23 protein-coding genes are annotated in these 24999 nt (G+C 68.9%); 13 read left to right on the top strand and 10 right to left on the bottom strand.

Features of this window, described 5'->3' with window-relative positions; genetic code table 11:
• Nucleotides 1-7 precede the first annotated feature (7 nt).
• Nucleotides 8-619 (bottom strand): Uma2 family endonuclease, encoded by a 612-nt coding sequence (locus ACFVAV_RS00315; RefSeq protein WP_379027983.1) that lies wholly within the window; start codon nucleotides 617-619, stop codon nucleotides 8-10.
• A gap of 177 nt (nucleotides 620-796) precedes the next feature.
• The gene (locus ACFVAV_RS00320) at nucleotides 797-1906 is read right to left on the bottom strand and encodes an NAD(P)/FAD-dependent oxidoreductase (protein WP_379027985.1); all 1110 of its coding nucleotides are present in this window, start codon (nucleotides 1904-1906) and stop codon (nucleotides 797-799) included.
• 82 nt (nucleotides 1907-1988) lie between these two features.
• Between ACFVAV_RS00320 and ACFVAV_RS00325 the strand changes: the two genes are divergently transcribed.
• The gene (locus ACFVAV_RS00325) at nucleotides 1989-2573 is read left to right on the top strand and encodes a helix-turn-helix domain-containing protein (RefSeq protein ID WP_379027987.1); all 585 of its coding nucleotides are present in this window, start codon (nucleotides 1989-1991) and stop codon (nucleotides 2571-2573) included.
• Nucleotides 2574-2610: 37 nt separating this feature from the next.
• Here the strand turns inward: ACFVAV_RS00325 and ACFVAV_RS00330 are convergent, their stop codons facing one another.
• Nucleotides 2611-3246, bottom strand: coding sequence for a TetR/AcrR family transcriptional regulator (locus ACFVAV_RS00330; RefSeq protein WP_379027988.1), 636 nt, complete (start codon nucleotides 3244-3246; stop codon nucleotides 2611-2613).
• A 68-nt stretch (nucleotides 3247-3314) separates the two neighbouring features.
• Between ACFVAV_RS00330 and ACFVAV_RS00335 the strand changes: the two genes are divergently transcribed.
• From ACFVAV_RS00335 to ACFVAV_RS00350, 4 genes are all read left to right on the top strand, one after another.
• A complete protein-coding gene (locus tag ACFVAV_RS00335) occupies nucleotides 3315-4856 on the top strand; it encodes a flavin-containing monooxygenase (RefSeq protein ID WP_379027990.1) in 1542 nt (513 codons plus the stop codon).
• Nucleotides 4853-5686, top strand: coding sequence for an SDR family NAD(P)-dependent oxidoreductase (locus ACFVAV_RS00340; RefSeq protein ID WP_379027992.1), 834 nt, complete (start codon nucleotides 4853-4855; stop codon nucleotides 5684-5686). Before ACFVAV_RS00335 ends, ACFVAV_RS00340 begins: the two co-directional genes overlap by 4 nt.
• A gap of 24 nt (nucleotides 5687-5710) precedes the next feature.
• Nucleotides 5711-6664 (top strand): alpha/beta hydrolase, encoded by a 954-nt coding sequence (locus ACFVAV_RS00345; protein ID WP_379027993.1) that lies wholly within the window; start codon nucleotides 5711-5713, stop codon nucleotides 6662-6664.
• Between the two features lie 92 nt (nucleotides 6665-6756).
• Nucleotides 6757-8553: an AMP-dependent synthetase/ligase gene (locus tag ACFVAV_RS00350; RefSeq protein WP_379027995.1), complete on the top strand. Its 1797-nt coding sequence runs from the start codon at nucleotides 6757-6759 to the stop codon at nucleotides 8551-8553.
• 68 nt (nucleotides 8554-8621) lie between these two features.
• Here ACFVAV_RS00350 and ACFVAV_RS00355 read toward each other — a convergent pair whose 3' ends face one another.
• A complete protein-coding gene (locus ACFVAV_RS00355; protein WP_379027997.1) occupies nucleotides 8622-10106 on the bottom strand; it encodes a DHA2 family efflux MFS transporter permease subunit in 1485 nt (494 codons plus the stop codon).
• A gap of 487 nt (nucleotides 10107-10593) precedes the next feature.
• Nucleotides 10594-11304: a cutinase family protein gene (locus tag ACFVAV_RS00360; protein ID WP_379027998.1), complete on the bottom strand. Its 711-nt coding sequence runs from the start codon at nucleotides 11302-11304 to the stop codon at nucleotides 10594-10596.
• Nucleotides 11305-11396: 92 nt separating this feature from the next.
• On the opposite strand from ACFVAV_RS00360, the gene ACFVAV_RS00365 reads away from it, so the two are divergent.
• Complete coding sequence (locus tag ACFVAV_RS00365) at nucleotides 11397-12923, top strand: molybdopterin-dependent oxidoreductase (RefSeq protein WP_379028000.1); 1527 nt, start codon at nucleotides 11397-11399, stop codon at nucleotides 12921-12923.
• A 66-nt stretch (nucleotides 12924-12989) separates the two neighbouring features.
• On the opposite strand, the gene ACFVAV_RS00370 is transcribed toward ACFVAV_RS00365, so the two are convergent.
• Entirely contained in the window at nucleotides 12990-14465 is a 1476-nt protein-coding gene (locus ACFVAV_RS00370) for a DHA2 family efflux MFS transporter permease subunit (RefSeq protein WP_379028002.1), read from the bottom strand.
• Nucleotides 14466-14489: 24 nt separating this feature from the next.
• Nucleotides 14490-15152, bottom strand: a complete 663-nt coding sequence (locus ACFVAV_RS00375; RefSeq protein ID WP_379028004.1) for a PadR family transcriptional regulator — start codon at nucleotides 15150-15152, stop codon at nucleotides 14490-14492.
• A 563-nt stretch (nucleotides 15153-15715) separates the two neighbouring features.
• Here ACFVAV_RS00375 and ACFVAV_RS00380 point away from each other — a divergent pair.
• From ACFVAV_RS00380 to ACFVAV_RS00390, 3 genes are read left to right on the top strand one after another with little or no spacing between them, the layout of a single operon-like run.
• A complete protein-coding gene (locus ACFVAV_RS00380) occupies nucleotides 15716-16507 on the top strand; it encodes a class I SAM-dependent methyltransferase (RefSeq protein ID WP_379028006.1) in 792 nt (263 codons plus the stop codon).
• A gap of 23 nt (nucleotides 16508-16530) precedes the next feature.
• Nucleotides 16531-17592 carry an NAD(P)/FAD-dependent oxidoreductase gene (locus ACFVAV_RS00385; RefSeq protein WP_379028008.1) on the top strand — a complete coding sequence of 354 codons (1062 nt, stop codon included), beginning with the start codon at nucleotides 16531-16533 and terminating at the stop codon, nucleotides 17590-17592.
• A 48-nt stretch (nucleotides 17593-17640) separates the two neighbouring features.
• Nucleotides 17641-18615: a hypothetical protein gene (locus ACFVAV_RS00390; RefSeq protein WP_379028009.1), complete on the top strand. Its 975-nt coding sequence runs from the start codon at nucleotides 17641-17643 to the stop codon at nucleotides 18613-18615.
• A 3-nt stretch (nucleotides 18616-18618) separates the two neighbouring features.
• Here the strand turns inward: ACFVAV_RS00390 and ACFVAV_RS00395 are convergent, their stop codons facing one another.
• Both ACFVAV_RS00395 and ACFVAV_RS00400 read right to left on the bottom strand, forming a co-directional pair.
• Complete coding sequence (locus tag ACFVAV_RS00395; RefSeq protein WP_379028010.1) at nucleotides 18619-20127, bottom strand: class I adenylate-forming enzyme family protein; 1509 nt, start codon at nucleotides 20125-20127, stop codon at nucleotides 18619-18621.
• 70 nt (nucleotides 20128-20197) lie between these two features.
• A complete protein-coding gene (locus tag ACFVAV_RS00400) occupies nucleotides 20198-21058 on the bottom strand; it encodes a glycine betaine ABC transporter substrate-binding protein (RefSeq protein WP_379028012.1) in 861 nt (286 codons plus the stop codon).
• A 261-nt stretch (nucleotides 21059-21319) separates the two neighbouring features.
• Between ACFVAV_RS00400 and ACFVAV_RS00405 the strand changes: the two genes are divergently transcribed.
• The 4 genes from ACFVAV_RS00405 to ACFVAV_RS00420 are packed head-to-tail and all read left to right on the top strand — an operon-like array spanning nucleotide 21320 to nucleotide 24748.
• A complete protein-coding gene (locus tag ACFVAV_RS00405) occupies nucleotides 21320-22204 on the top strand; it encodes an ABC transporter substrate-binding protein (protein ID WP_379029859.1) in 885 nt (294 codons plus the stop codon).
• A gap of 29 nt (nucleotides 22205-22233) precedes the next feature.
• The gene (locus tag ACFVAV_RS00410; protein ID WP_379028014.1) at nucleotides 22234-23391 is read left to right on the top strand and encodes an ABC transporter ATP-binding protein; all 1158 of its coding nucleotides are present in this window, start codon (nucleotides 22234-22236) and stop codon (nucleotides 23389-23391) included.
• Nucleotides 23379-24044: an ABC transporter permease gene (locus ACFVAV_RS00415; protein ID WP_379028017.1), complete on the top strand. Its 666-nt coding sequence runs from the start codon at nucleotides 23379-23381 to the stop codon at nucleotides 24042-24044. Before ACFVAV_RS00410 ends, ACFVAV_RS00415 begins: the two co-directional genes overlap by 13 nt.
• Nucleotides 24041-24748 (top strand): ABC transporter permease, encoded by a 708-nt coding sequence (locus ACFVAV_RS00420; protein WP_379028019.1) that lies wholly within the window; start codon nucleotides 24041-24043, stop codon nucleotides 24746-24748. The genes ACFVAV_RS00415 and ACFVAV_RS00420 overlap by 4 nt, the downstream gene beginning before the upstream one ends.
• Here ACFVAV_RS00420 and ACFVAV_RS00425 read toward each other — a convergent pair.
• Nucleotides 24731-24940 (bottom strand): hypothetical protein, encoded by a 210-nt coding sequence (locus ACFVAV_RS00425; RefSeq protein ID WP_379028021.1) that lies wholly within the window; start codon nucleotides 24938-24940, stop codon nucleotides 24731-24733. The genes ACFVAV_RS00420 and ACFVAV_RS00425 overlap by 18 nt on opposite strands.
• Nucleotides 24941-24999 lie beyond the last annotated feature (59 nt).

Raw genomic sequence — 24999 nt, forward strand, 5'->3', positions numbered from 1 at the left:
GAGCCGGTCAGGCAGACCCCTTCGGATCTGTTGCCCGGGTCAGATCGAGGTCGAGGTCGAACGGCAGTGCGACCTTCAGTCGATCATGATGGATGCCCACCGTGGTGTACTTCTGCGTAGCCGGATCGAGTTCATAGGCGTAGACGACCGCGCGCCCGTCGACATTCTCGACGCGCCAGAAGTACGGAATACCCGCCTCGGCATAGAGCTGCGGTTTGCGATGACGATCGCGTTCGAGCGAGTCCGGTGAGACAACCTCGATCGCCAGCACGACATCCTCCGGACGGAATGTCGTCTGGTCCAAGCCCGTGACGCCCGCCGAATCGACGACCATAACGTCGGGTTCAGGTCGCTGACGAGCGCCGAGCGTCACCGTCATCTCACGAATGCTGTCGAAGCCCTCCGGAGCCTGCCGCATCAATTGCACATGGAGGAACGTGATGACGAGCAGGTGGAATCGCATCTGCGGACTCACGAAGACCAGGCTCCCGTCGATCAGCTGAGTGTGCGGCGGCAGTTCACTCAGATGATCCAGGTCTTCGGCGAAATACCCCCGCGGTGGCGGCACCGGCCAGCTCAACGGAGCTCGCTCTCCCGATGGCATCGGATCCGCAGTCATGGGTCCCTCGCTCGTCGCACGGCGATCATCTGACCTCGCCAGTATGACACGGTACCCAACCTCCGATCAGATACCCGACCAGCGGAAATCCGGACGACAAGCCCGACCGCATCGGTCGCGCGCTGCTTGCCGTTCGCCCTAGGCGCGGTGCGGCCGCGCCGCGCCTAGGGCGTTCGGTCAGGCGGAAACGACGGCGCCCTGGGCGATCCGGCGTGCGGCGACCGCCTGCTCGGTTTCGGCCATGACCAACTCGGCGTTGATCTGCGCGCCCGCCATGGCTCCCGCCGCCGCGGCCGCGCCGACCTGGGCCGACGGGTCGGTGGCATTGCCGGCGATCCAGACACCGGGGACCGCGGTGCGGCCGACCGGGTCGGCGGGGATGTGGTCGCCCATGCCGGACGGGTGCGGTTGCGGGGTCAGGCCGAGGTCGGTGAGGAAGGTGGCGCGGGTGTTCATGCGCGGGGCAACGACGAGGGCGTCGCGGTCGAGCACGGTGCCGTCGGCCAGGCGGACGCCGGTGAGCTTTTCGGTCGCCAGTACTTCGACGACCTCGCCGTCGACGATCCGAATGCCCCGGGCGGCAAGCTTTTCCGCGTCCTCGGCGCTCAACGGGGCGGCCGTGTGGGTCAGGAACACGATGTCGTCGCTCAGCTGACTGAACAGCAGGGCCTGGTGCACCGACATCGGGCCGCTGGCCAGGATGCCGATGCGCTGGTCACGCACCTCCCAGCCGTGGCAGTAGGGGCAGTGGAGGACATCGTGGCCCCAGCGTTCACGCAGGCCGGCAACCTCCGGCAGTTCGTCGGCCAGACCGGTGGCGACGAGGATCCGGCGCGCCGACACCGAGCGTCCATCGGCCAACGTCACCAGGAATTCATGACCCGCGCCGGTGGGACTTCCTGCCGCCGCTGCAGTCTCGACTCCGGCAGGACCGCCTACCGCAGCCGAGGTCTCGGTTCCGGGGGCGCCGACCGAATCACCCACGCCCACTGAGAAGTCCGCGCCGACACCGGGCTGCAGCCTGCGCTCGACCGTGACCACCTGCCCGGACACCACCTGCCCGCCGTAACCACGCACCTCGGCGCGACCCCGCTCGAGCAATTCCAGCGGCGGCATCCCTTCCCGCGCCAGCAAACCGTGCACACCGTCGGCCGGTGCGTTGCGCGGCGACCCACCGTCGATCACGGCGACCGAGCGCCGCGAGCGGGCCAGCATGAGCGCCCCGTTCAGCCCGGCCGCGCCGCCGCCGAGGACCACCACGTCGTAGGTGTCGTTCAACTCTGTCATCTGAAGCCTCCTTCGGCGACCACCGTGCACTCGCACCCGCCTACACGGCAATCTTTCTTGCTGACATGGCAAACTGGTGACCATGGACGACCTCGAAGAGACCCTGGGATCGGTCGGCCCCCGGCTCCGCTCCCTGCGCAAACAGCGTCAGACCACCCTGGCCGACCTGTCGGCAGAGACCGGCATCTCGGTCAGCACCCTGTCGCGCCTGGAATCCGGCGACCGCAAACCCACCCTGGAACTGCTACTCCCCCTGGCCAAGGCACACGGGGTGACCCTCGACGAACTCGTCGACGCCCCGCCCACCGGCGACCCGCGCATCCACCTGCGCCCGATCACCCGCCACGGCATGACGATGCTACCGCTGACCAAACGCGCGGGCGGCATCCAAGCCTTCAAGATGATCATCGCCCCCAACGCCCGCAACCGCCCGGACGAACCCCAGGTCCACGAGGGCTACGAATGGCTCTACGTCCTCAACGGCCGCCTGCGCCTGATCCTCGGCGACAACGACATCGTCCTCACCCCCGGCGAAGCCGCCGAATTCGACACCCACATCCCCCACTGGTTCGGTGCCGCCGACGACCACCCCGTCGAATTCCTCAGCCTCTTCGGCAAACAGGGCGAACGAGCCCACTTCCGCGCCCGCCCCAAGAACTCCGACTGATCGAGTTCCGCGGTCGACAGAACAGCACGGCGGCGGCTCAGCCCTGCAATGCCGCGATCAGGGCTGGGCTCAGGGCCAGGGCGGGGAGGGATTCGACGAGCAGGTCGACCAATTGTTCGCGGGTGATCGGCTTCTCCGTCATCCAGGTGAGGATCGTTTCCTCGACGAAGGCGATCCAGCCGCGGATGGTCAGGGTGAGGCGAGCGAGGTCGGGGTCGTCGGGGGGTAGCGGGAGTTCGGAAACGATGAGATCGGCGATGGCGCCGCGGGTTTCGTTGACGTAGTCGAGCAGGTTGGGGGTGACGCTGGCGGGCCCGCGCAGCACGGAGCGGTAGGACGCGGAGTGCTCGGTGGCGTAGTCGACGAACCGCTCGATCGAGTCGCGCAGCATGTCGAACAGCGACAGCTCGCGATTGGGCGTGACGGCCGCGAAGAACTCGGCGCTCACGTGCCGCGCGATGGCCTCGTGGAACTCCTGCTTGGAGGCGAAGTAGTGGAACAGCAGACCGCGCGAGATACCCGCCTGCTTGGCGATGTCGTCGACGGAGATGTCCTCGAGCGACCGCTCGGCCAGCATCTCGGCGCCGAGGGTGATCAGCTGCAGCCTGCGCTCCTCGGGGCTGAGCCGGACACGCTTGGTCGCTCCCGTACTCCTGATACTCACATCGACCATCCTAGCCACTACTGAACTCAGCTCAATAGCTGTTGACTCCGGCTCAATAGGGACGTAGTCTGCACTACATGAGTCGCAAGGTTACAGACAAAGTCGTCGGCAACCGCGCCGTGCGCCACATCAAGACGATCATCGTCGGCAGCGGGTTCGCGGGCCTCGGCATGGCCATCCGGCTGCATCAGCAGGGTCGCGATGACTTCCTCGTCCTCGAGCGCGGCAGCGATGTCGGCGGCACCTGGCGGGACAACACCTACCCAGGTGCCGCCTGCGACGTGCCGTCGCACCTGTACTCGTACTCGTTCGCGCTGAACCCGGACTGGTCGCGCTCGTTCTCCAAGCAGGGTGAGATCCAGGCCTACATCCGCGGCGTCGCCGAGAAGAACAACGTGCTCGACAAGCACCTGTTCGACTGCGACGTCCTCGGCATGCGCTGGAACGCCGAGACCGCCCGCTGGGACATCACCACCAGCAAGGGCGACTTCACCGCCGAGACCGTGGTCTCCGCAGTCGGGGCCCTGTGCGAACCGTCGCTGCCCGACATCAAGGGCATCAACGAGTTCGAGGGCGAGATCTTCCACTCGGCCCGCTGGGACCACGACGTCGAGCTCGCGGGCAAGCGGGTCGCCGTGATCGGCACCGGCGCCTCGGCCATCCAGATCGTGCCCGCCATCGTGGGCAAGGTCGCCCACCTCGACCTCTACCAGCGCACCGCGCCCTGGCTGCTGCCGCGCATGGATCGCCCGTACCTGCTGCCGGAGCGCCTGGCGTTCAAGTACATTCCGGGCGTGCAGCGACTGTCGCGCGCGGCCATCTACGCCGCCCGCGAGACCCAGGTGGTCGGCCTGGCCAAGTACCCCGCGCTGATGAAGATCTTCGAGACACTGTCCCGCGGCAAGCTGCTGGTCGAGGTCCGCGACCCGGTCAAGCGCGCCAAGGTCACCCCGAACTACCGGATCGGCTGCAAGCGCATGCTGATCTCCAACGAGTACTACCCGGCGATCGACCGCGACAACGTCGAGGTGGTCACCGACGGCATCGCCGAGGTCAAGGCGGGTTCGATCGTCACCAAGGACGGCACCGAGCGCGAGATCGACGCACTGATCGTGGCCACCGGCTTCCACGTCACCGACTCCCCCGCCTTCGAGACCATCACCGGCCGCGCCGGGCAGACCCTGTCCGAGCAGTTCGACGAGGTCGGCCAGCGCGGCTACAAGGGCTCGACCATCGAGAACTTCCCGAACATGTTCTTCCTGCTCGGCCCGAACGTCGGCCTCGGCCACACCTCGATGGTGTTCATGATCGAATCGCAGATCAACTACGTCGCCGACGCGCTGGCTACCATCGATAGGCAGAAGCTGCGCACCGTCGAGGTCCGTCCCGAGGCCGTGCGCACGTACAACACCGAACTGCAGGCGAAGATGGCCGACAGCGTCTGGATGAACGGCGGCTGCGCCAGCTGGTACCTGGACAAGCACGGCAACAACACCACACTGTGGCCCGACTTCACCTTCCAGTTCCGTAGGCTGACCAAGAATTTCGACGTCGCGGCTTACGACACGACTACTTCGACCGACTCCGACACCGAACCGAAAGTGGTGGCAGCACAGTGAGCAATGATGCTTACTTCACGAACAAAGTCTGTGTGATCACGGGTGCCGGGTCCGGCATCGGCCGCGCGCTGGCCGAGAACCTGGCCCGCCGTGGCGCCAAGCTGGCGCTGTCCGACATCGACGCCGAGGGCCTGGCCGAGACCGTGCGCATCGTCGAGGGACTGGGCGCACAGGTCAAGTCCGACCGGCTCAACGTCGCCGAGCGCGAGTCCTTCCTGGTCTACGCCGATTCGGTGAAGGCGCACTTCGGCGTCGTGCACCAGATCTACAACAACGCCGGTATCGCCTACCACGGTGATGTCGTCAAGACCGAGTTCAAAGACATCGAACGCATCATGGATGTCGACTTCTGGGGCGTCGTCAACGGCACCAAGGCGTTCCTGCCGATGCTGATCGAGTCCGGCGACGGCCACGTGATCAACGTGTCCTCGCTGTTCGGCCTGGTCGCCGTGCCCGGCCAGGCGGCCTACAACTCGGCCAAGTTCGCGGTCCGCGGCTTCACCGAGGCGCTGTACCAGGAGATGCGGATCGCCAAGGCGCCGGTCAAGGTCACCTGTGTGCACCCGGGCGGCATCAAGACCGCCGTCGCGCGCAACGCCACCTACGCCGAGGGCATGGACGGCGCCACCGCCGCCTCGCTGTTCGACAAGTACCTGGCGATCCACACCCCGGAGATGGCCGCGCAGACCATCACCGAGGGTGTGCGCAAGGGTCACGCCCGCGTGCTGATCGGCTGGGAGGCCAAGGTGCTCGACGTGAGCGTGCGCTTCCTGGCCTCGGGCTACAGCCGGATCTCGGCCGTGGTCAACGGCCGTTTCATGCCGCACTGACCCGACCGGAATTCAGGTAACGCCATGCGCGAGTTCAAGATTCCGCTGCCGATCGCCCGCGTGTTGCTCGACCCGGTCTTCCGGGTCACGCTGAACGCGCGGCTGCCGGTCGCGGTGCAGCGCGCTCTGCTCGACGCGGTCTCCCTGATGCAGCTGGTGCCCGACGGCTCCGTCGTGCAGCACCTGCAGCTGGGGGGCCGCCCGGCCGAGCGGGTCATCGCCGAGACCGCGATCCCGGGTTCGCGTACCCGGGCGGTCCCGCCGGAGCGCGCCGCGGGCGCGATCCTGTACCTGCACGGCGGCGGCTACGTGGTCGGCTCGCTGACCACGCACCGCTCGCTGGTGGCGCACCTGGCGCAGGAGACCTCGTGCGCGGTCTACGCGCTGGACTACCGGCTCGCGCCCGAACACCCGCTCCCGGCCGGCCTCGACGACGCCGAGGCCGCGTTCCTGGATCTGGTGCGCAACGTCGGCTACCAGCCCGACCAGATCTGCCTGGCGGGTGACTCGGCGGGCGGCGGCCTGGCGCTGGCACTGGCCCAGCGGCTGATCGACAAGCACGCGATGACGCCTGCCGCCCTCGGCCTGATCGCACCCTGGGTCGACCCGACCCAGGTGCCCGCCAAAGCCCGCGACCTGGTGATCAACCGGGCGTGGTCGCAAGCGTGCGCCGCCTACTACCTCGGCGACGGCGCCGCAACCGACGCGGGCTACGCCCCGCTCACCGGGAACCTGCTCGGCCTGCCTCCCACCTACGTGCAGGCCGATGTGAGCGAACTGTTACACGATCAGTGCTGCCAGCTCGTTTCAGCCCTGCGTGGGGCGGGTGTGCACGTCCGCTTCACCGAAACCCGCGGCCTCTGGCATGTCGCGCAACTGCAGGCCGCGCTGGTCACCGAGGCGGCGCTGGCACTCAGCGAACTCGCAGAATTCCTGCGAGAAGCAATTCAGCCGGTATCGATCGACGATTTACGATAAGGCCTGGTGACGGGCAATTCGGGCGGCGATATCGCGACCCGCCCGAACGTGTCGTAGATTACTGGCGAGTAGAACCCACTGGAAGGGCACAGATGCGAGAGTTCGAAGTTCCGGCTTCCTACACCATCCCGGACGATGCGAACAATTCCGACAACGTCTTCCGCTTCGGCCAAGAGACGCCGAACACGGTGTTGTTCAACGTCCCGAACGGCAGCGGCGGCTGGAACGACGTGACGGCGGCACAGTTCGAGAAGGCCGTCACCGGCGTCGCCAAGGGCCTGATCGCCTCGGGCATCGAACTGGGCGACCGCGTCGCCATCATGGCCGCCACCCGCTACGAGTGGTCGCTGCTGGACTTCGCGATCTGGGCCGCCGGTGGCGTGACCGTCGCGATCTACGACAGCTCGGCCGCCGAGCAGGCCAAGTGGATCCTGCAGGACTCCGAGACCAAGCTGCTGGTCGTCGAGAACGACAAGCACCGCGCCACGATCGACGAGATCGAAGCCGGTTCGCTGCCCGCGCTGGCCGAGACCCTGCAGATCGACAAGGGCGCGATCGACGAGCTGACCAAGCGCGGCGCCGATCTCGACGACGAGGTCGTGCACGCCCGCCGCAAGCAGGTCGGCGCGGCCTCCCCGGCCACCCTGATCTACACCTCGGGCACCACCGGCCGCCCCAAGGGCGTGCAGCTGACCCACGCGAACCTGTGGGCGGAGTCGCGTTCGGGCGGCATCGAGCTCAGCGCCTTCGTCTCCGAGGGCCAGAAGACCCTGCTGTTCCTGCCGCTGGCGCACGTGTTCGCCCGCGCGGTCGCGCTGATCGCCTTCGATTCCAAGGTGACCGTCCGCCACAGCTCGGACTGGACGACCCTGGTCGAGCAGTTCGGTGAGTTCAAGCCGGACTTCATCCTCTCGGTGCCGCGCGTGTTCGAGAAGGTCTTCAACTCCGCCAAGCAGAAGGCGCACGACGGCGGCAAGGGCAAGATCTTCGACGCCGCGGCCGAGACCGCCATCGCCTACAGCACGGCGCTCGAGACCAAGGGCGGCCCCGACCTGCTGCTCAAGCTCAAGCACTTCGTCTTCGACAAGCTCGTCTACAGCAAGCTGCGGGCGGCCCTCGGCGGGCAGTGCCTGGCCGCGGTCTCCGGTGGCGGCCCGCTGGGCGCGCGCCTGGGCCACTTCTTCCGTGGCGCCGGCGTCACGATCTACGAGGGCTACGGCCTGACCGAGTCCACCGCCGCGTTCACCGTCAACACCCCGCAGTTCATCCGGGTCGGCTCGGTCGGTCGCCCGATCCAGGGTCACGCGGCCAAGATCGCCGAGGACGGCGAGCTGCTGCTCAAGGGTTCGGTCGTGTTCAACGGCTACTGGGGCAACGCCGAGGCCACCGAGGAAGCATTCGACGACGGCTGGTTCAAGACCGGCGACCTGGGCGCCATCGACGCCGACGGCTTCGTCACCATCACCGGCCGCAAGAAGGAAATCCTGGTCACCGCGGGCGGCAAGAACGTCTCCCCCGCCGTGCTCGAGGACTCCCTGCGCGCGCACCCGCTGATCAGCCAGGTCATGGTCGTCGGTGACGGTCAGCCGTTCATCGGCGCCCTGATCACCCTCGACCCGGAGGCGCTGCCGGGTTGGAAGGACCGCAACGGTGTCGCCGCCGACACCGCCATCGAGTCGCTGATCGAGAACCCGGCGCTGGTCGCCGAGGTGCAGGCCGCGGTCGACGAGACCAACAAGAAGGTCTCCAAGGCCGAGGCGATCAAGAAGATCCGCATCCTCCCGGTCGACTGGACCCAGGAGGGTGGCGAGCTCACCCCGAAGATGTCGCTCAAGCGCGCCGTCGTCATGAAGCAGTACGCGGGCGAGGTCGACAAGATCTACTCGTGATCGGGTAGTACGTACCGCCGGAACGGCCGGTTGCCTGCGAGGGCGACCGGCCGTTTCACGTTCCCGGGTCACAGCGAGACGAGCTCGGGATCCCGGGCGGGCACGGTGGCCGGGGCGGGCAACGGCTCCGGGCGGTTGCGCACGAACAGCATCGAGGCGATCACCCCGGCCAGCAGAGCGAGGCCGGGCAGGTACATCGACTCGCTCATCGCGGCGCTGAACACGGCCCGCAGCGCGGGCGGCACGGTGCCGGTCACCGCGCCGTGCACGTCCGCCTCGCCGTCGAAACCGTGCGCCGACAGGCGCGCCGCGATCAGGGCGGCGATGGCCGCGCTGCCGAGTACCGCGCCCAGCTGGCGGGTGGTGCTGTAGACACCGGACCCGGCACCGGACTGATGCGCGGGCAGGTTCCTGGTGGCGATGGCGGGCAGCAGCGCCCAGAGGAAACCGTTGGCCACTCCGCCGAACGCGGCGATCACCGCGAAGACCACCAGCGGGGCATCCGGATCGGACACCAGCAGCGCCAGTCCGCCGATGACGCTCGCCAGCAGCGCGAAACCGACGCCGGGCAGGACAGCCGGGTGCAGCCGCGCGGAGAAGCGGCCCGCCAGAGGCGCGCAGACCACGGTGCCCAGCGCCATCGGCGCGAGGACCAGCGCCGCCGCGGTGGGCGAGAGTCCGCGCACGCCCTGGAAGTAGAAGTAGGCGGGCACCATCGCCGCGTTGAACCCGACGCCCATCGCCGCGACGGCCAGGCTCGACAGCGCGAAATTGCGGTCGCGGAACAGGGTCAGCGGCACCAGCGGTTCACCGTCGGCCTGCGCCTGGTGGAGGACGAACACGACCATCGTCACCAGTCCGCCGCCGATGAGCAGCCACACCTGGGCCGACCAGTCCTGATTCTCGCCCTCCTGGATGCCGTACACCAGCAGGAACAGGCCGATGCCGCTGAGCAGCACGCCGACCAGGTCGAAGCGGTGCATGCCGGTCGGCAGGACGGGCAGCAGCCAGGCGCCGAGCGCCAGCGCGACGATGCCGACGGGGATGTTGAGGAAGAAGATCCACTGCCAGCCGAAGCTGTCGACGAGCACGCCGCCGAGCAGCGGGCCGACCAGGGTCGCCAGCCCGGCCGCGCCGCCCCACACGCCCATCGCGGCGCCACGCTGGTCCGCCGGGAAGATGCGGGCGATCACCGCCATCGTCTGCGGGACGAGCAGCGCGGCGCCGACGCCCTGGACGCCGCGCGCCACGATCAGCATGTCGACAGTGGTGGACAGCCCGCACCACAGCGAGGCCAGCGTGAACACCGTTAGGCCGCCGAGATACAGATACTTGGGCCCGACCCGGTCGCCCAGCCTGCCCGCCGCCAGCAGGGGAACGGCGAAGCCGAGCAGGTAGGCACTGGTGACCCAGATGACCTCGGTGATGTCGGCGTTCAGGTCGCTCATGATCGCCGGGTTGGCGACGGCGGCGATGGTCATGTCCATCAGGATCATGAAGTAGCCGACGATCAGCGCGCACAGCGCCCACCACGGATTACGTTGGAACAACACGGCTTTGGTTCCTCTTCTCGGCGACGGCGCGAAACCCGGATGCGCGGGCAGAGCTTTCGGAGCGCAGATGAATCACCGGTTATCCCGATCCGTCGCGCGCATGGCGTCAACCTCACGGCGACATCGGCGTTCGATGGCCTATGACGGAAGTCACCGGATCGGCGGACCCGCCATGCCGGGCGTTCATGCTGTCAGCAGCGACGAGAACGCAATGAACTAAACGAACCGACCAGTTCTTCGGGTTTCTATGCCGAATCCGAATGCCGGTGATCCGCACCTCGCGGATCGAGGTATGCGGATTCGGCGAATTACCTTCGCGCACAGCTCACTTCACCGTCACCTGCGCGACACCACCGTCGTGGCAGGCCCCTGTCGCGATACACAAATCGGCCATCAGGCAATCCGGACGTAGGCTCGGCCCACTCGTGACCTGACAGCCGGAAGGCCGGTTACGCTCTGGCGCAACCGGCCTTTCCGATGTCTGCGTCTAGAACCGTGGTGCCGCGAATTCCGCTGCGGTGAGGGTCATTCCGTTGACGCTGTAGAGCGTGTGCAAGGTGTTGGGCCGGCCGAGCGGCGAACCGTTGCAGATCGTGTCCGCGGGGATGCACAGGTCGATGGTCTTGCCTGCGTAGGGTGCGCCGATCGACACCGCGGGTGCGCCCGCGTCGGCCATGAACCGGTCCGACGGTTTGCCGAACAGCGCGACCGCGGCGATGTGATCGGCGACCGCGGGTGACATCGGCGCGGGCAGATACGGGCGGTACTCCTGCGGCACGCCGTCGGGCACACCGGTGCGGGTGGCGAACCCGGCCACCGCGGCGCCCTGGGAGTATCCCCCCAGCACGATCCTGCTGCCCGGGCAGCTCGCCGCGATGTATTCGACCCGCCGCTGGGCGTCCTCGATTCCCCGCAGGACGGTGTCCGCGAAGGCGAGCCGGTCGGTGAAGTCACTGCTCGCCGGGTAGTCGACCCCGTACGCGCCGACCGAGCGCCCGCCGGCGTTCAAGCGCACCGCCTCGACGAAGGAGATGCCGGTGAGACCGAGTTCGCCGCCGAGCTCGTCGGTGCCGCGGGCGAACACCACCTCGATATCGGCACAGGCCGCGGCGGTGGCGGAATGCGTGGGCGATACCAGCGGAATCGCGGCTGCCAGGAAGGCTGCAGACACGAATCGCGAGAGAGTACGTGCTGTCATTCCGCGCAGACTACTACCGCGGGCACTCGGCAACGTCTTCGTCGCTACCGGCGCGCCGAGGGGGCGGGCGCACAGCGACGTAGGCTCTCGGCATGGCGTGGATGCGGGTACTGGCCGGGGTCGTTTCGGCGGCGCTGGTACTCGGGATCGCCGAGTTCGTCGCAGTGTTCACCGGAGCGGCCGGCGCGCCCGCATACGCGCTCGGGGCGAGCGTCGTCGACCACACGCCGGACGGGATCCGGGAATGGGCGATCCAGGCCTTCGGGACGAACGACAAGACCGTGTTGTTCGTGTGCATGGGTGTGGTGGCGGTGGTGGTCGCCGGTCTGGCCGGTGCGGTCGAGCGCACCACCCGGCCGATCGGGTCGATCGCCTTCGGTGTCTTCGGGGTGTTCGCCGCCGTCGTCGGGGCGGGCAGGATCGGTGGATTCAGCGGGGCGCTGCCCGCGCTGATCGGTACTGCCGCAGGGATTCTCGCGTTGCGGGGACTCACCCGGCGGATCGAGACCGATCAGGCGGATGCTGGTCAGGACGAATCCGGCCGGGCGAGCGCGGGGCGGCGACGAGTGCTCGGCGGGATCGCGGCCACCGGTGTGTTCGCCATCGGCGCCGGACTGGCTGGGCGACTGCTCGGCGGAGCGCGCACCGATGTGTCGGCAGAGCGGGCGACCGTCGATCTGCCTGCCCCCGCCACCCCATTGCCCGGTCTGCCGCCGGACGCCGATCTGCGGGTTCCCGGTCTGACCCCGTACCTCACGTCGAACAGCGAGTTCTACCGGATCGACACCGCGCTGATCGTTCCCCAGGTGTCCACAGACTCGTGGTCGCTGCGCATCCACGGCATGGTCGACCGCGAAATCACGCTCACCTGGGACGATCTCGCGCGCCGCACGCCGGTCGAACGGCTGGTGACGCTGGCCTGCGTGTCCAACCCGATCAACGGCGACCTGATCGGCAATGCCCGCTGGCTCGGCTACCGGCTCGACGAACTGCTCGCCGAAGCAGGCCCGCTTCCCGACGCCGACATGGTGCTCTCGACCAGCAAAGACGGCTGGACCGCGGGCACACCACTCTCGGCGCTCACCGACGGCCGCGACGCGCTGCTGGCGATCGGCATGAACGGCGAACCGCTCCCGCTCCAGCACGGCTACCCGGCGCGGCTGGTGGTGCCCGGCCTCTACGGCTACGTCTCGGCCACCAAATGGGTCACCGAACTCGAGGTCACCCGCTTCGACCAGGCCTTCGCCTACTGGACCCGGCGCGGCTGGTCGGCGCACGGCCCGATCAAGACCGGCACCCGCATCGACATCCCGCGCGGCCGCGGCCGGATTCCCCAGGGCCGCACCACGATCGCCGGCGTCGCGTGGGCCCAGCATCGCGGCGTCACCGGCGTCGAAGTCCAGATCGACAACGGCGACTGGCTGCCCGCCCGCCTGTCCACCGAGGTCTCGATCGACACCTGGCGGCAATGGGTCTACGACTGGGACGCGACCCCCGGCCAGCACACCCTCCGCGCCCGCACCACCGACACCACCGGCATCCCACAGACGGCGCTCCAGCAGGACGTCATCCCGGACGGCGCCACCGGCTACCCCACCCTGACCATCCAGGTCGCCTGACCGCCGCGTCGGCCCGGCCGGCGGCGCGGGACCGACGCCAGGGGCAGCGCGGACAGGGCAGCGATATCAGGCGCTCGCGTCGGCCTTCGCCGGTTCGGGTGACCGGCCGGCGCCGGACTTTCCGTGCCCGACGAACAGGGCCGAGGCGACTACGCCGATGAGCAGGATGGCGGCGGGTAGCAGCATCGACTGGGCCAGCGACGTGCTGAACTCGTCGAGGATCTGGGGCGGGAGCGGGCCGGTGGCCGCGCCCTCGCCGACCGGGCCGCCACCGCCGAGGCCGTTGGCGGTCAAGCGGGCCGCGATCAACGCGCTGATCGCGGCGCTGCCGAGCACCGAACCCACCTGGCGGGTGGTGTTGTAGACACCGGCGCCCGCACCGGCCTGGGCGACCGGCAGGTTGTGCGTGGCCGTCGAGGCCAGCGGCGCCCAGATGCACGCGTTGGCCAGGCCCGCGACGGCGGCGGCGATCAGGAACAGGATGATCGGCGAATCCGGTGTCATCAACGCGGCGAAGGCGAACACCGAGCCGGCGAACAGCGTGAAACCGATGGTCGGCACCAGCCGCGGCGGCAGCCGGTCCGAGAACTTGCCGATGAACGGCGCGGTGACACCGGTGACGATCGCCATCGGCGCGAAGACCAGCGCCGAGGCGGTCGGCGACATCTCGCGCACCGCCTGCAGATAGAAGTACGAGGGCACCATCATCGAGGTGACCGCGGCGCCCATCGCGGCGATCGCCGTGTTCGACAGCGAGAAATTGCGGTCGCGGAACAGGCTCATCGGCACCAGCGGCTCGCCCCGGTTCCTGGCCTGGTTGACCACGAACGCCACCAGCATGACCACACCGAACCCGATCAGCAGCCAGATCCGCAGCGACCAGTCCTCCGAATTGCCCTCCTGGATACCGAACACCAGCGCCGACATACCGATAGCGCTGAGCGCGACCCCGACCAGGTCGAACCTGTGGTCGCTGGTCGGCAGCGCGGGCACCAGCCACATGGCCAGGCCGAACGCGATGATGCCGACCGGCACGTTGACGAAGAAGATCCACTCCCAGCCGAGGTTGTCGACCAGCACACCGCCCAGGATCGGGCCGACCAGCGTGGCGAGGCCGGCGACGCCGCCCCACAGGCCCATCGCGGCGCCGCGCTTGTCCGGCGGGAAGGTGCGGGTGATGACGGCCATCGTCTGCGGCGTCATCAGCGCGGCGCCGATACCCTGGGCGGCCCTGGCGGCGATCAGCATGCCGATGCTGCCGGACAGGCCACACCACAGCGAGGCGCCGGTGAAGATCGCCAGGCCGATCAGATAGATGTTCTTGGGGCCGTACTTGTCGCCGAGGCGGCCGGTGACCAGCAGCGGCACCGCGTAGGTGAGCAGGTAGGCGCTGGTCACCCAGATGACGTTGGAGATGTCGCTGTTCAGGTCCGCCATGATCGCCGGATTGGCGACCGCGACGATCGTCATGTCGAGCAGGATCATGAAGAACCCGACCACCAGCGCGAACAGCGCCAGCCACGGATTACGTTGGGTGGTCATCGAATTCGTTCCTATCGGAAGAGGTCAGCTACGGGCGGCGCCGGCCGCCCACCTGGGTCGTGGTGTGTCAGGGCCGGTCGGCCATTCGTGGGCGGTCACAGTGTCGTGGGTGAGCCGTTCGCCGGTGACCGGATCGAACCGCTCCCACTCGACGGCGCCGCTGTCGAGTTCGGCGGCGAACTGCCGGATCCAGTCGAGATCGGCCTGGATCGTCGCGCGCATGTATTCCAGGACGACGCAGTGCCGGCGCGGCACCTCGTTCACCCGCGTCCACTCGATCATCGCGTCGATATCGGCCAGCGCCTGGCCCTGCTGTTCGGCGCGCTCGCCGAGCACTGCGACGACCTGTTCCCGCGGGAGGTTGTGCGCCTCGGCCAGCGCCACCCGGAAGATCGGATACTCCTGCACCGGCGTGCGCAGCAACTCGGCGATCCGCCCACGCAGCGCGTCGCGCCCGGCATCGGTGATCCGATACGTGGTGCGCTCGGGCCGATTACCCTCCCGCTCGGTCCCTTCGGCCCGGACCATCGCATCCGCCGCAAGCCGCGCGACCGCGTGATACAGCGACCCCGGCCGCACCTTGATCAGCAGGTCTTCCCGGCGCGCGATCAACAATTGATACATCTCGTATGGATGCATGGGCCGCTCGTCCAGCAACGCGAGAACCGCGATCGCCAACGGTGTCATCGCGTTCCGCCCCGGCTGCCCCACAGGCGCCACCTCCACTCCCACGCCCACGCGCAGGTTCCATGCTCCATGTCAAATATTCCAGTAGGAATATACGGAGCGGAACAGGAGCTGGCAAGGGCGTTCCCGGCACCGGTGTCCCGTCCCCGCCGATCTGGCCCAGCATCGGCGTTCGAGTCTTCGCGCGGCCATCCGGAAGGTTTGACGCGGCAATCGAGGATGGCGGTTTGTTTGGGACCACGTCGACGATGCCGCCGCCAACTCCAAGTCCGGAACGAGCGTTTGAATATACTGATTTCCTGCGATGCAGAGCCGTTTCCGAAGCAATCTCCGCCGGTTTTCAAATTCGAAATGATTTCGCCGAGATGCCCACGGTAAACCGCTGTTCCGGCATTTTCGACGCTTGGCGGCGGCCGGACAAACCCCTTCGCTACCTGCGAGTTCTTGCGCCCGCAGGTTCGGCGGACGAGGCGCGCTACACGAATACCACCAGAATTGTTCATGCTAGACTTTGTGGCCCTCAATCAGAATTTACCGCTTCCAATCCCGGAAAGAGGTAAAAGATGATTCACAAAACAGATGGCAGCCCGACTTCGGATTCATTCGTCCAAGAAATTGGTGCGCGTACGGGTGAATTCACCAACGACGAGGCGACGTGGGAGGGGTACTGGCGCGGCGTACTGGAGGGCAGAATCTCCGAGCCGCCGTGGAACTGGGACGTGCGGGAGGCCGCGCCGCCGTATCTTGCGGAGCGTGATGCTCATTTCGATCTGGAACTGCCCTTGGTTGATCTCGGGTGTGGAGACGGCCTGCTGACGCGTCATCTGGCCCAGGATCACCAGACGGTGGTCGGGGTTGATGTCTCCGAGGCGGCGTTGGAGCGGGCACGGCGGCTCAATCCGGCGGAGAACGTGACGTACGAGCGGCTGGATATCACCGACGGCGTCGGGGCGCTGGCGCTGCATGGGCGGATCGGCGATGCGAACGTGCACCTGCGTGGGGTGCTGCACGCGATCGAGGCGGTCGATCGGCCGACGGCGCTGGGTGTGCTGGCGGAGCTGACGGGGTCGCGGGGGCGGGTATTCGATATCGAGATGTCGCCGGCGTTGGATGAGGCGCAGCGGCAGGTGATGGAGCGGTTCGGCACGCTGCCGGCGAGCATGGCCGCTGTGGTCGACAGTGGCCTGCGGGCGCGGCGGATGAGCCTGGCGGAGCTGGCAGGCCAGTACTCGGCGGCCGGGTTTCGGGTGCTCTCCAGTGGGGAGACGTCGGGGCGTTCGGCAATGGAACTGCCGGACGGCTCGTTCTTCGCCTACCCGATGGTGTATGTGGTCGCCGCACGAGGGGCTGGCTGACCGCCGTGCTGACGGTCGCCGTGGTGGGTGGGGGCGTTGTCGGCGCGAGCGTGGCCTTTCACCTCGTCCGGCACGGGGTGCGCGTGCACGTGGTGGAGCCCGGCGAGCCGGGGAGCGGCGCCACCGAGGTCAGTTTCGCCCGGCTGAGTGCCTATCAGCAGCCCACGCACAGCCGCTTCCGGATCAGCCGGGCCGGGATCACCGAATACGCCGCGCTCGCTCGCCTGATCGACCTGTCGCCCTGGTGGCACCGGTGCGGCAGCCTGGTCTGGGGCGGAATCGCTCTCCGTGCGCATGTGGAGCAGATGCGTGGCTGGGGCTATCAGGTGCACTGGCACGAGGCACGCGAGGTCAACCGCTCGCTCGACCCGCACATCCGATTCGCCGACCCGGCGGAGCCCGTCGCTCTGCTGCCCGAGGAGGGCTGGGTCGACGCCCCCGGTCTGACCCGGGCGCTGCTCACCGCCGCCGAGCACGCGGGCGAGCTGCTGCACTGGAAGAGCCGAGCCGAGCTGGTGACGGCCAGGAGTGAGATCCGCGCGGTCCGGCTGGTCGGCGGCACCGAGCTACGGGTCGACGCGGTGGTCAACGCCGCCGGGGCCGGGGCCGCCGAGCTCGCCGCCGGAGTCGGCGCACCGATGTCGCCACCCGCGGGCCGCACCGGCCTGGTGGTCGACCTGCGGACGGCCGCCGCACCGCCGAGCAACGTCCTGCGGGGGCCGGACGTGCATGTCCGGGCAGCCGGGGCGGGCCTGCTGCGAGTGCGCTCGGACCAGGTGGACGAGCGCTTGAGTGCGGCGAGCGAGGGTGAGCTGGTGTCCGAGCTGTTGGCGCGGGTGCGGCGCAGCCTGCCGGGGCTGGCCGGGGCGGATGTCGAGCGGGTTCGGACCGGCACGGCCGTGTTCCCGGGCGACGGTCACCCGTGTGTGGGTGCGGTCTCGGCCGTGGGCGGCTACTACGAGGCACTGACCAACAGCGGCGTCACCGTAGGACCGCTGCTGGGGCGTCTGCTGGCGGAGTACATCGCGACCGGACGCCGCGACGAACTGCTGGAGGACTGCCGACCGGACCGATTGCGGTTGTAGCGCTGCCTAGCTGCAGCTGCGTAGCTGAACAACCGAAGGGAGAGGGAGATGTCCGAATGTGACATTGGCGCGAGCGGGCTGCGGGAGTTGACGCTGCGGGAGTTGACGGAGCGTCTGTGTACGGAGGAGCCGATGGAGATCTGGCAGCTTCGGACGGGCTCGCTCGCGCATCGAGCGGGCTCGTACGGGCAGTATTTCACGACGTGGGACTTCGCCAACGCGATCCTGCGGGACTACGCGATGAACATGTACCAGTGGCTGCGCGTCGCCGCTGACGAGACGCTGCCGGTGGAGCAGGTGATGACGGTCCTGCGGACCGTCGATCCGATCTACAGCACCTATCTCGGCTACAGCGGCTTCGAGACGCTCGCGCGCAGCGCCGAGCGGCTGCTGGCCCGGGACGATCACGACCGGGCCTCGCTGGTGGCCGGGCTGGCGGAGCTGACGGGGTATCTGAACCGGCTGACGGCCTGGTCGCACCACCACTTCCCGTGGCACCTGGGCGGCGAGCGTTACCGCTACCCCGACGATGGTGTGGTGGCACCGCCCTGTGCGTATGCGCCGACGGCGGGCGGGGTGACGCCGGTGGGCCGGGCGTCGCGGCAGGTGCAGGTGCGGCTGGAGTGGGAGCCGATCGGGCTGTCCGTGGTCGGCGTGCTCGAGACGGATCTGAACGAGCAGCTGTGCCGGGAGTTCCTGGAGGCGATGCCGTTCACGGTCCTGCAGGACCATGCGGTGGTGAGCGGCGAGTCGATGTACGCCTGGACGCCGCTGGTGAGTCTGGCGCCGACGCCGGTTACCGAGCGGATCTGTGACGCTCCGGCGGGGCGGTTGCGGTACTCACAGGCGACGGGGAACAAGCTGGTGGTGCAGTACGGCCCGGCCAATGAGACCTTGCGGGTGCCGGTGCTGGGGTCGGTGGTAGCGGAGAACCTGAACGCGCTGCGGAAGGTCGGGCCGTCGGTGTGGGAGAGCACCTTCCGGAGCAAGGAGCCGGTCTGGCTTACCGTCACGGCTGCCTGAACGTCACCGGCCTGCTGCACGCATGGCTGCTGCCCGGAGCGCGCGGCGGTCGGGATGGCCCTTGGTGGTGAGGGGGAGTTCGGGGAGGAAGGTGATGCTGGTGGGTTCGTAGTAGGGGCCGAGAGTGCGGCGGATCAGGGCCCGGAGTTCCTGGAGGGTGACGGTGGTGTCGGGGTCGGTGACCACGGCGATGTGGACGGTTTCGCCGGTGCCGTCGTGCGGGAGGCCGACGGCGGCGGCGTGGGTGATGGCCGGGTGGTTGGTGAGGGCTTCCTCGACGTCGCTGGGGTACACGTTGTAGCCGTCAACGATGATCATGTCGTGGGCTCGGTCGGCGAGGTAGAGGTGTCCGGCAGGGTCGAGTCGGCCGAGGTCGCCGGTGCGCAGCCAGCCGTCCCGCAGGACGTCCGCCGTAGCCTCCGGCCGGTTGCAGTAGCCGGTCATGACGGCGGGTGAGCGGGCCCAGACCTCGCCGGTCTCGCCGGTGGGCAGTGGGCAGCCGTCGGCGTCGCGGATCTCGATGGTGACGCCGGGGAAGGGTCGTCCGGCGGAGCGGAGCAGCTCGGGGGTGTGTTCGGCCGTGCCGAGGGTGGTCAGGAAGCCGCACTCGCGCTGGCCGTAGACGTGGAGCAGCCGGGGGCCGAAGGCGGCCAGGGCGTCGCGGACGGTGCGGGCGGAGGCCGGGGCGCTCCCGTACTCGATCTGACGCAGTGCCGGGAGTCGGCCGGGAGTGTGGGTGACCAATTCCGCGAGCAGGTTCGGGTAGCAGAGGAGGTAGGTGATCTCCTCGCGGGCGACCGTCTCCAGCACCTCGGCCGGGTCGGGGTTGTCGAGCAGGACGGCCGTGCCGCCCGCGGCGAGCGTCCAGCTGACGTTCTCGCCCGCGACGGATTCGAGGGGGCCGTGGAGGAGGAAGCGGCGGGGTTCGGGTCCGTGCAGCCAGCGTTCCATCCGGAGGAACTCGCTCGCGTTGGCGAAGGTGTGGACGGCGGCCTTGGCGGTGCCGGTGGTGCCGGAGGTGTACATGATCTGGGCCGGGTCGCTCTCAGCGCCACCGCGGGGACCGACGGGCGCGGCGGAGGCGCGGGCGGCGAGGGCGAGCAGGTCGCGCCCAGCGTCGGCGGGTCCGAGCGAGAGCAGCACGGGTACGTCGGTGAGCGCGAGGGTGGCGAGGGTCGTGGTCTGGAGGGTGGGCGAGAAGACGAGCGCCTTGGGCGCGGCGTCGGCCAGCGCCGCGGCCTGGACGGGCGGGGCCATTTTGGGCCACAACTGCACGTGGCAGCAGCCGAGTAGCTGGGCTGCCAGCTTGGTGATCACCGCCTCGGGTTCGCTGGTGGTGAGGCAGGCCACCGCATCGCCCCGGCGCAGCCCGACTCCGGCGAGCGCGCGGGCCGTCCGGTAGATCGCTTCGAGGACTTCGCCGTGGCTGATCCGGCGGTCGTGGTGGACGAGTGCCTCCCGCCGGGGGTCGGTCCGGAGCCCTTCGACAATCGCGCGCAGATATCGGCTCATGCTGTGATGGTGCCGGGTCTGCAGCGCGGGGGCGGGGATTGAGGAAGGGTGATTCCTGCGGGCCGACGCGCTAGAGACCGTGGGAATCCAGCCAGGCACGGGCGGCGGCGGCCGGATCGGTGCCAGCGTCGACCTGGCGCACGAGATCGGCCAGGCCCTCGGTGGTGAGTTCACCGGCGACGTAGTTGAGCTTCTTCAGCTGAGCGCGGTCGAAGATGCCGGAGCGGTAGACGGCGAGCAGGTTCTGGGCGCGCAGCGCGTATTTCGGGTCGTCGAGGACGATCAGGCCCGCCGAGTCGGCGTCGGCCGGTGGGCCGTTGACGATCCCCACCTGGATCTCTCCGTCCTGCAGAGCTTTTCGCAGCGCCTGCGGGTCGGGGTAGCGCGTGGTCGTGGCGAAGGCACAGCCGGAGATCAGGCCCGGTGACGGCGCACCGCCCGCAAAGCCGGGAAGTTCGGCGTAGCCGGCGGTGAGTTCGGCACAGCGCGGGACGAGCGCGGCGACCGTGCGCACACCGTCGCGGCTCGCGAACTCCTCGGTGACCAGCAGCCGGGACCGCAGATCGGTCCCGTCGGCGGCGTCGGAGACCGACAGACCCTGCGGGAGCGAGGCATTGACGGCCGCCGCCACGTCCTCGGGTGTGCGCGCCTGCGCGGACGGGTTCCAGCGGTCGAGCAGTCCACCGTTGCGGGCGGGCAGCACCGCGATCCGGCCCGCGTCGAGATCAGCCGCCGGGGCCGCCGAGCCGCGGACGACGGTGGTGTCGGTGCCGGTCCGGGCCAGCGCCTGCGAATAGATCTCCGCGATCACAATCGATTCGGCCGAGGAATCCGCGCCCACCGCGACCACCGTCCGCGCCTCGTCGCCAGCGCAGGAAACCGCGGCGAAAGACCAGGTAGTGACCAGTAGCGCAGCGACTGTCCGGCGCACCGCACCCGCCACCATCCCGCGACACCAACTTCCTGTATTTGCGGTCCACCCACGCAATTCGGCGCGACGCGGGCAGTATTACCAACCAGAATGTACCTGCGGCCCCCGGGTCGCATGCACAGCGCACTGCCCGCCTTTGCCGGAAGGACACCAGTGAAAACCGCGTTCGCCTCCTCGTCGCATGGACAACGTCGCCCGGCACGCCGCCTCGCGGCACGGGCGGGCCGGGTACTGGCAGCCGCTGTCGCGCTGGCCGCCGCCATGATCGTCTCCGCGTGCGGCAACTCCGATCCGCTGGCCGCCAAGGGTGATTGCGCCAGTGACGCGCTGATCATCGGCTCGGCCAATTTCCCCGAGTCCGAGACCGTGGCCAACATCTACACCGAGGTCCTGCGGATCAACGGTTTCAAGGTCGACACGAAGTTCAACATCGGCAGTCGCGAGGCGTATATCCCCGCATTACGCCAGTGCGCGATCTCGCTGATCCCGGAATACACCGGAAACCTGCTGCAGTACCTGGACAAGAACGCCACCGCCACCTCGGAGGCCGACGTGAACGCCGCGTTGACCACCGCCCTCGGCAGCGACCTGGCCATCGCGACACCCGCCCCTGGCCAGGATTCGGACGCGGTGGTCGTCACCCGCGCGACGGCGGACCGGTGGAACCTGCGGAGCATCGGCGATCTGGCGCCGCATTCGGCCGACGTGACATTCGGCGCGCCCGCGGAATTCGCGCAGCGGCCCGGCGGGCTGCCCGGCCTGAAGCAGAACTACGGCCTCGAGATCAGCGACGCCGATTTCGTGCCGATCGCCGACGGCGGCGGGCCCGCGACGGTGGGCGCGCTGGTCGACGGTCAGGTCACCGCGGCCAATATCTTCACCACCTCCCCCGCGATCGCGCAGAACAACCTGGTCGTCCTCGCCGACCCGAAGCACAATTTCGCGGCCCAGAATGTGGTGCCGCTGTTCAACGCCGCGAAGAAGACCGACAAAGCGGTCGCGGTGCTCGACGCGGTGTCGGCCAAACTCACCACCACCGAGCTCATCTCGCTGAACACGGCCGTCTCGGGCGAGAGCAAGATCGAACCGAAGGCCGCAGCGCTCGCCTGGATCACCGCGCAGGGGCTCAACGCCCCCATCGGCTAGGGGCAGTCGGCGACCCGCTAGGAGAATCCTTGTCCGACATCGAATTCCGCGATATCGAGAAGACCTATCCGGACGGCACCCAGGCGGTCAGCGAGCTGAATCTGCGGATCGAATCGGGATCGTTCACCGTGTTCGTCGGCCCGTCCGGCTGCGGCAAGACCACCTCGATGCGGATGATCAACCGGATGGTGAATCCCAGCGCGGGCGCCATCACGATCGATGGCCGCGACATCGCGACGGTCGACCCCGTGACACTGCGCCTCGGCATCGGCTATGTGATCCAGAGCGGCGGGCTGCTGCCCCATCGCAAGGTGATCGACAATGTGGCCACGGTGCCGATGCTGCTCGGCGCCTCCCGCAAGTCCGCGCGCGCCGCCGCGCTGGAGGTGCTCGACCGGGTCGGTCTCGATCGCGGTCTGGCCGACCGGTATCCAGCGCAGCTGTCGGGTGGTCAGCAGCAGCGCGTCGGGGTGGCGCGGGCGCTGGCGGCCGACCCGCCGGTGCTGCTGATGGACGAGCCGTTCAGCGCCGTGGACCCGGTGGTGCGGGCCGAGTTGCAGTCCGAGATGCGGCGGCTGCAGGCCGAACTGCACAAGACGATCGTGTTCGTGACCCACGATATCGACGAGGCGATCACCCTCGGCGACAAGATCGCGGTGTTCGGGCGCGGTGGGGTGTTGCAGCAGTATGCCGCGCCCGAGCGTGTCCTGGCCCAGCCCGCCACCGATTTCGTCGCGGGGTTCGTCGGCCGGGATCGCGGCTACCGCGCGCTGTCGTTCCGGACCGCCGATGCCGTTGCGCTGGCGCCGATCCGGACCGTCGAGGCAGCCGAGGTCGCCGGATTGCGGCTGGAAAAGGGCGAATGGACGCTGGTGGTCGACGCCGACGGCAAGCCGGGCGGATGGGTGGATGTCACCGGCGTGGAGGCGGTCCGCGCCGGAAAATCCTTGGACGCGAGCGTGTCCGCGGGCGGCTCGCTGTTCACCCCGGACGGTGACCTGCGGCAGGCGCTGGACGCGGCGATCTCCTCGCCGTCGGGCATCGGGGTCGCCGTCGACGACGCGGGCGCCGTGCGCGGCGGATTGCTGGCCGTCGACGTACTCACCCAGCTCGCCGAGCAGCGCGGCAGCGAGGACGCGCAGCGCAACCGGGAGTACTTCGACCAGGACGTCTCGTGCGATACCTGATCGACAACTTCGCCGAGATCATGGCGATCACGCGCACGCACCTGGTGCTCGCGTTGGTGCCGCTGCTGCTCGGGCTGGTGATCGCGATCCCGTTCGGCGCCGTGATCCGCGGCCGCGGCTGGGCCAGGAAGATCACCACGACGGTGTCGAGCCTGGCCTACACCATTCCCTCGCTGGCGCTGTTCGTGATCATCCCGCCGCTGGTCGGTATCTCCGCGATCGATCCCCTGAATGTCATCATCGCGCTCACCGTGTATTCGACGGCGCTGCTGCTGATCGCGGTGCCGACCGCGCTGGACACCGTGCCCGCCGATGTGGTCGACGCCGCCGACGCGATCGGATTCGGCCGGTTGCGCCGCACGCTCACCGTCGACATGCCACTCGCGCTGCCGGTGTTCGTCTCGACGCTGCGCGTCGTGGTGGTCACCAATATCGCGATGGTGTCGGTCGGCGCGCTGATCGGCGTCGGCGGGCTGGGCAAGCTGTTCACCCAGGGCTATCAGCGCGACTACCCGGACCAGATCGTCGCGGGCATCATCGTCACGCTGGCGCTGGCGCTGCTCTTCGACCGGCTGGTGTTCCTGCTCGGCCGGATCGCCACCCCGTGGACCCGCGCCGACGTGCGCGTCGGCCGGGAAGGGGCGCGCTCGTGAATCTGTTCATCGACGCCTGGCACTACCTGAGCGACGGCGCGAACTGGGGCGGGCCCACCGGGATCGAACACCGTCTGCTGCAACACCTCTGGTACAGCTTCCTGGCCGTGGCGCTGTCGGCGGTCATCGCGGTGCCGCTGGGCCTGGTCATCGGGCACACCCGGCGCGGCAGCGCGCTGCTGGTCGGGTTCGCCAACGCCATGCGGGCGCTGCCGACGCTGGGCCTGCTCACCTTCCTGGTGCTGCTGCTCGGGCTCGGGCTGATCCCGCCGCTGCTCGCCCTGGTCACCGTCGGCATTCCGCCGCTGCTGGCAGGCGCCTACGCGGGCATCGCGACCGTGCAGGCCGATGTGGTCGACGCTTCGCGCGCGATGGGAATGACCGAGCGGCAGATCCTGTTCCGGGTCGAGGTCCCCAACGCGCTGCCGGTGATGCTCGGCGGGTTGCGCAGCGCCACGCTGCAGGTGGTCGCCACCGCGACCATCGCCGCCTACGTCAACCTCGGCGGGCTCGGCCGCTACATCTTCGACGGCATCGGCCTCTACCGCTACGACCTGGTCCTGGTCGGCGCGCTGCTGGTGGCGGTGCTCGCGCTGGTCCTCGACGCGATCCTGGCCGCGGCGGTCTGGGCCAGCGCGCCGGGCAGTGGGCGGCTCGCGCGCGGGACGGTGGTCATGACCGACGCGTCACTCGTCACCGAGTAGGGCGCGCAGGTGCGGGTCGTGGGCCAGCACCGCCTGGACCCGGGCCCGCTCGTGCGCGCGCTGGGCCTGCACGTGGATCCACTCCTGGGCGGCCGCCACGATGGCCGCGTTCACCGAGATGCCCGCGGCATCGGCCGCGGCGGCCAGTTGCGCGTCGACCTCGTCGGGGAGCTGCACGGTGCGCGTCGTCATCACCCGATGATCCCAGACAACGCGGTAGCGCCCCGTTCCGGGGAACGGGGCGCTATCGG

Source organism: Nocardia sp. NPDC057663 (assembly GCF_042799895.1).
GTDB lineage: Bacteria > Actinomycetota > Actinomycetes > Mycobacteriales > Mycobacteriaceae > Nocardia.

Bases quoted from the DNA above. Each gene is read 5' to 3' on its own strand.
- ACFVAV_RS00315 (WP_379027983.1), bottom strand. From the start codon at position 619: ATGACTGCGGATCCGATGCCATCGGGAGAGCGAGCTCCGTTGAGCTGG.
- ACFVAV_RS00320 (WP_379027985.1), bottom strand. From the start codon at position 1,906: ATGACAGAGTTGAACGACACCTACGACGTGGTGGTCCTCGGCGGCGGC.
- ACFVAV_RS00325 (WP_379027987.1), top strand. From the start codon at position 1,989: ATGGACGACCTCGAAGAGACCCTGGGATCGGTCGGCCCCCGGCTCCGC.
- ACFVAV_RS00330 (WP_379027988.1), bottom strand. From the start codon at position 3,246: ATGGTCGATGTGAGTATCAGGAGTACGGGAGCGACCAAGCGTGTCCGG.
- ACFVAV_RS00335 (WP_379027990.1), top strand. From the start codon at position 3,315: ATGAGTCGCAAGGTTACAGACAAAGTCGTCGGCAACCGCGCCGTGCGC.
- ACFVAV_RS00345 (WP_379027993.1), top strand. From the start codon at position 5,711: ATGCGCGAGTTCAAGATTCCGCTGCCGATCGCCCGCGTGTTGCTCGAC.
- ACFVAV_RS00350 (WP_379027995.1), top strand. From the start codon at position 6,757: ATGCGAGAGTTCGAAGTTCCGGCTTCCTACACCATCCCGGACGATGCG.
- ACFVAV_RS00360 (WP_379027998.1), bottom strand. From the start codon at position 11,304: ATGACAGCACGTACTCTCTCGCGATTCGTGTCTGCAGCCTTCCTGGCA.
- ACFVAV_RS00365 (WP_379028000.1), top strand. From the start codon at position 11,397: ATGGCGTGGATGCGGGTACTGGCCGGGGTCGTTTCGGCGGCGCTGGTA.
- ACFVAV_RS00370 (WP_379028002.1), bottom strand. From the start codon at position 14,465: ATGACCACCCAACGTAATCCGTGGCTGGCGCTGTTCGCGCTGGTGGTC.
- ACFVAV_RS00375 (WP_379028004.1), bottom strand. From the start codon at position 15,152: ATGACACCGTTGGCGATCGCGGTTCTCGCGTTGCTGGACGAGCGGCCC.
- ACFVAV_RS00380 (WP_379028006.1), top strand. From the start codon at position 15,716: ATGATTCACAAAACAGATGGCAGCCCGACTTCGGATTCATTCGTCCAA.
- ACFVAV_RS00390 (WP_379028009.1), top strand. From the start codon at position 17,641: ATGTCCGAATGTGACATTGGCGCGAGCGGGCTGCGGGAGTTGACGCTG.
- ACFVAV_RS00395 (WP_379028010.1), bottom strand. From the start codon at position 20,127: ATGAGCCGATATCTGCGCGCGATTGTCGAAGGGCTCCGGACCGACCCC.
- ACFVAV_RS00405 (WP_379029859.1), top strand. From the start codon at position 21,320: ATGATCGTCTCCGCGTGCGGCAACTCCGATCCGCTGGCCGCCAAGGGT.
- ACFVAV_RS00425 (WP_379028021.1), bottom strand. From the start codon at position 24,940: ATGACGACGCGCACCGTGCAGCTCCCCGACGAGGTCGACGCGCAACTG.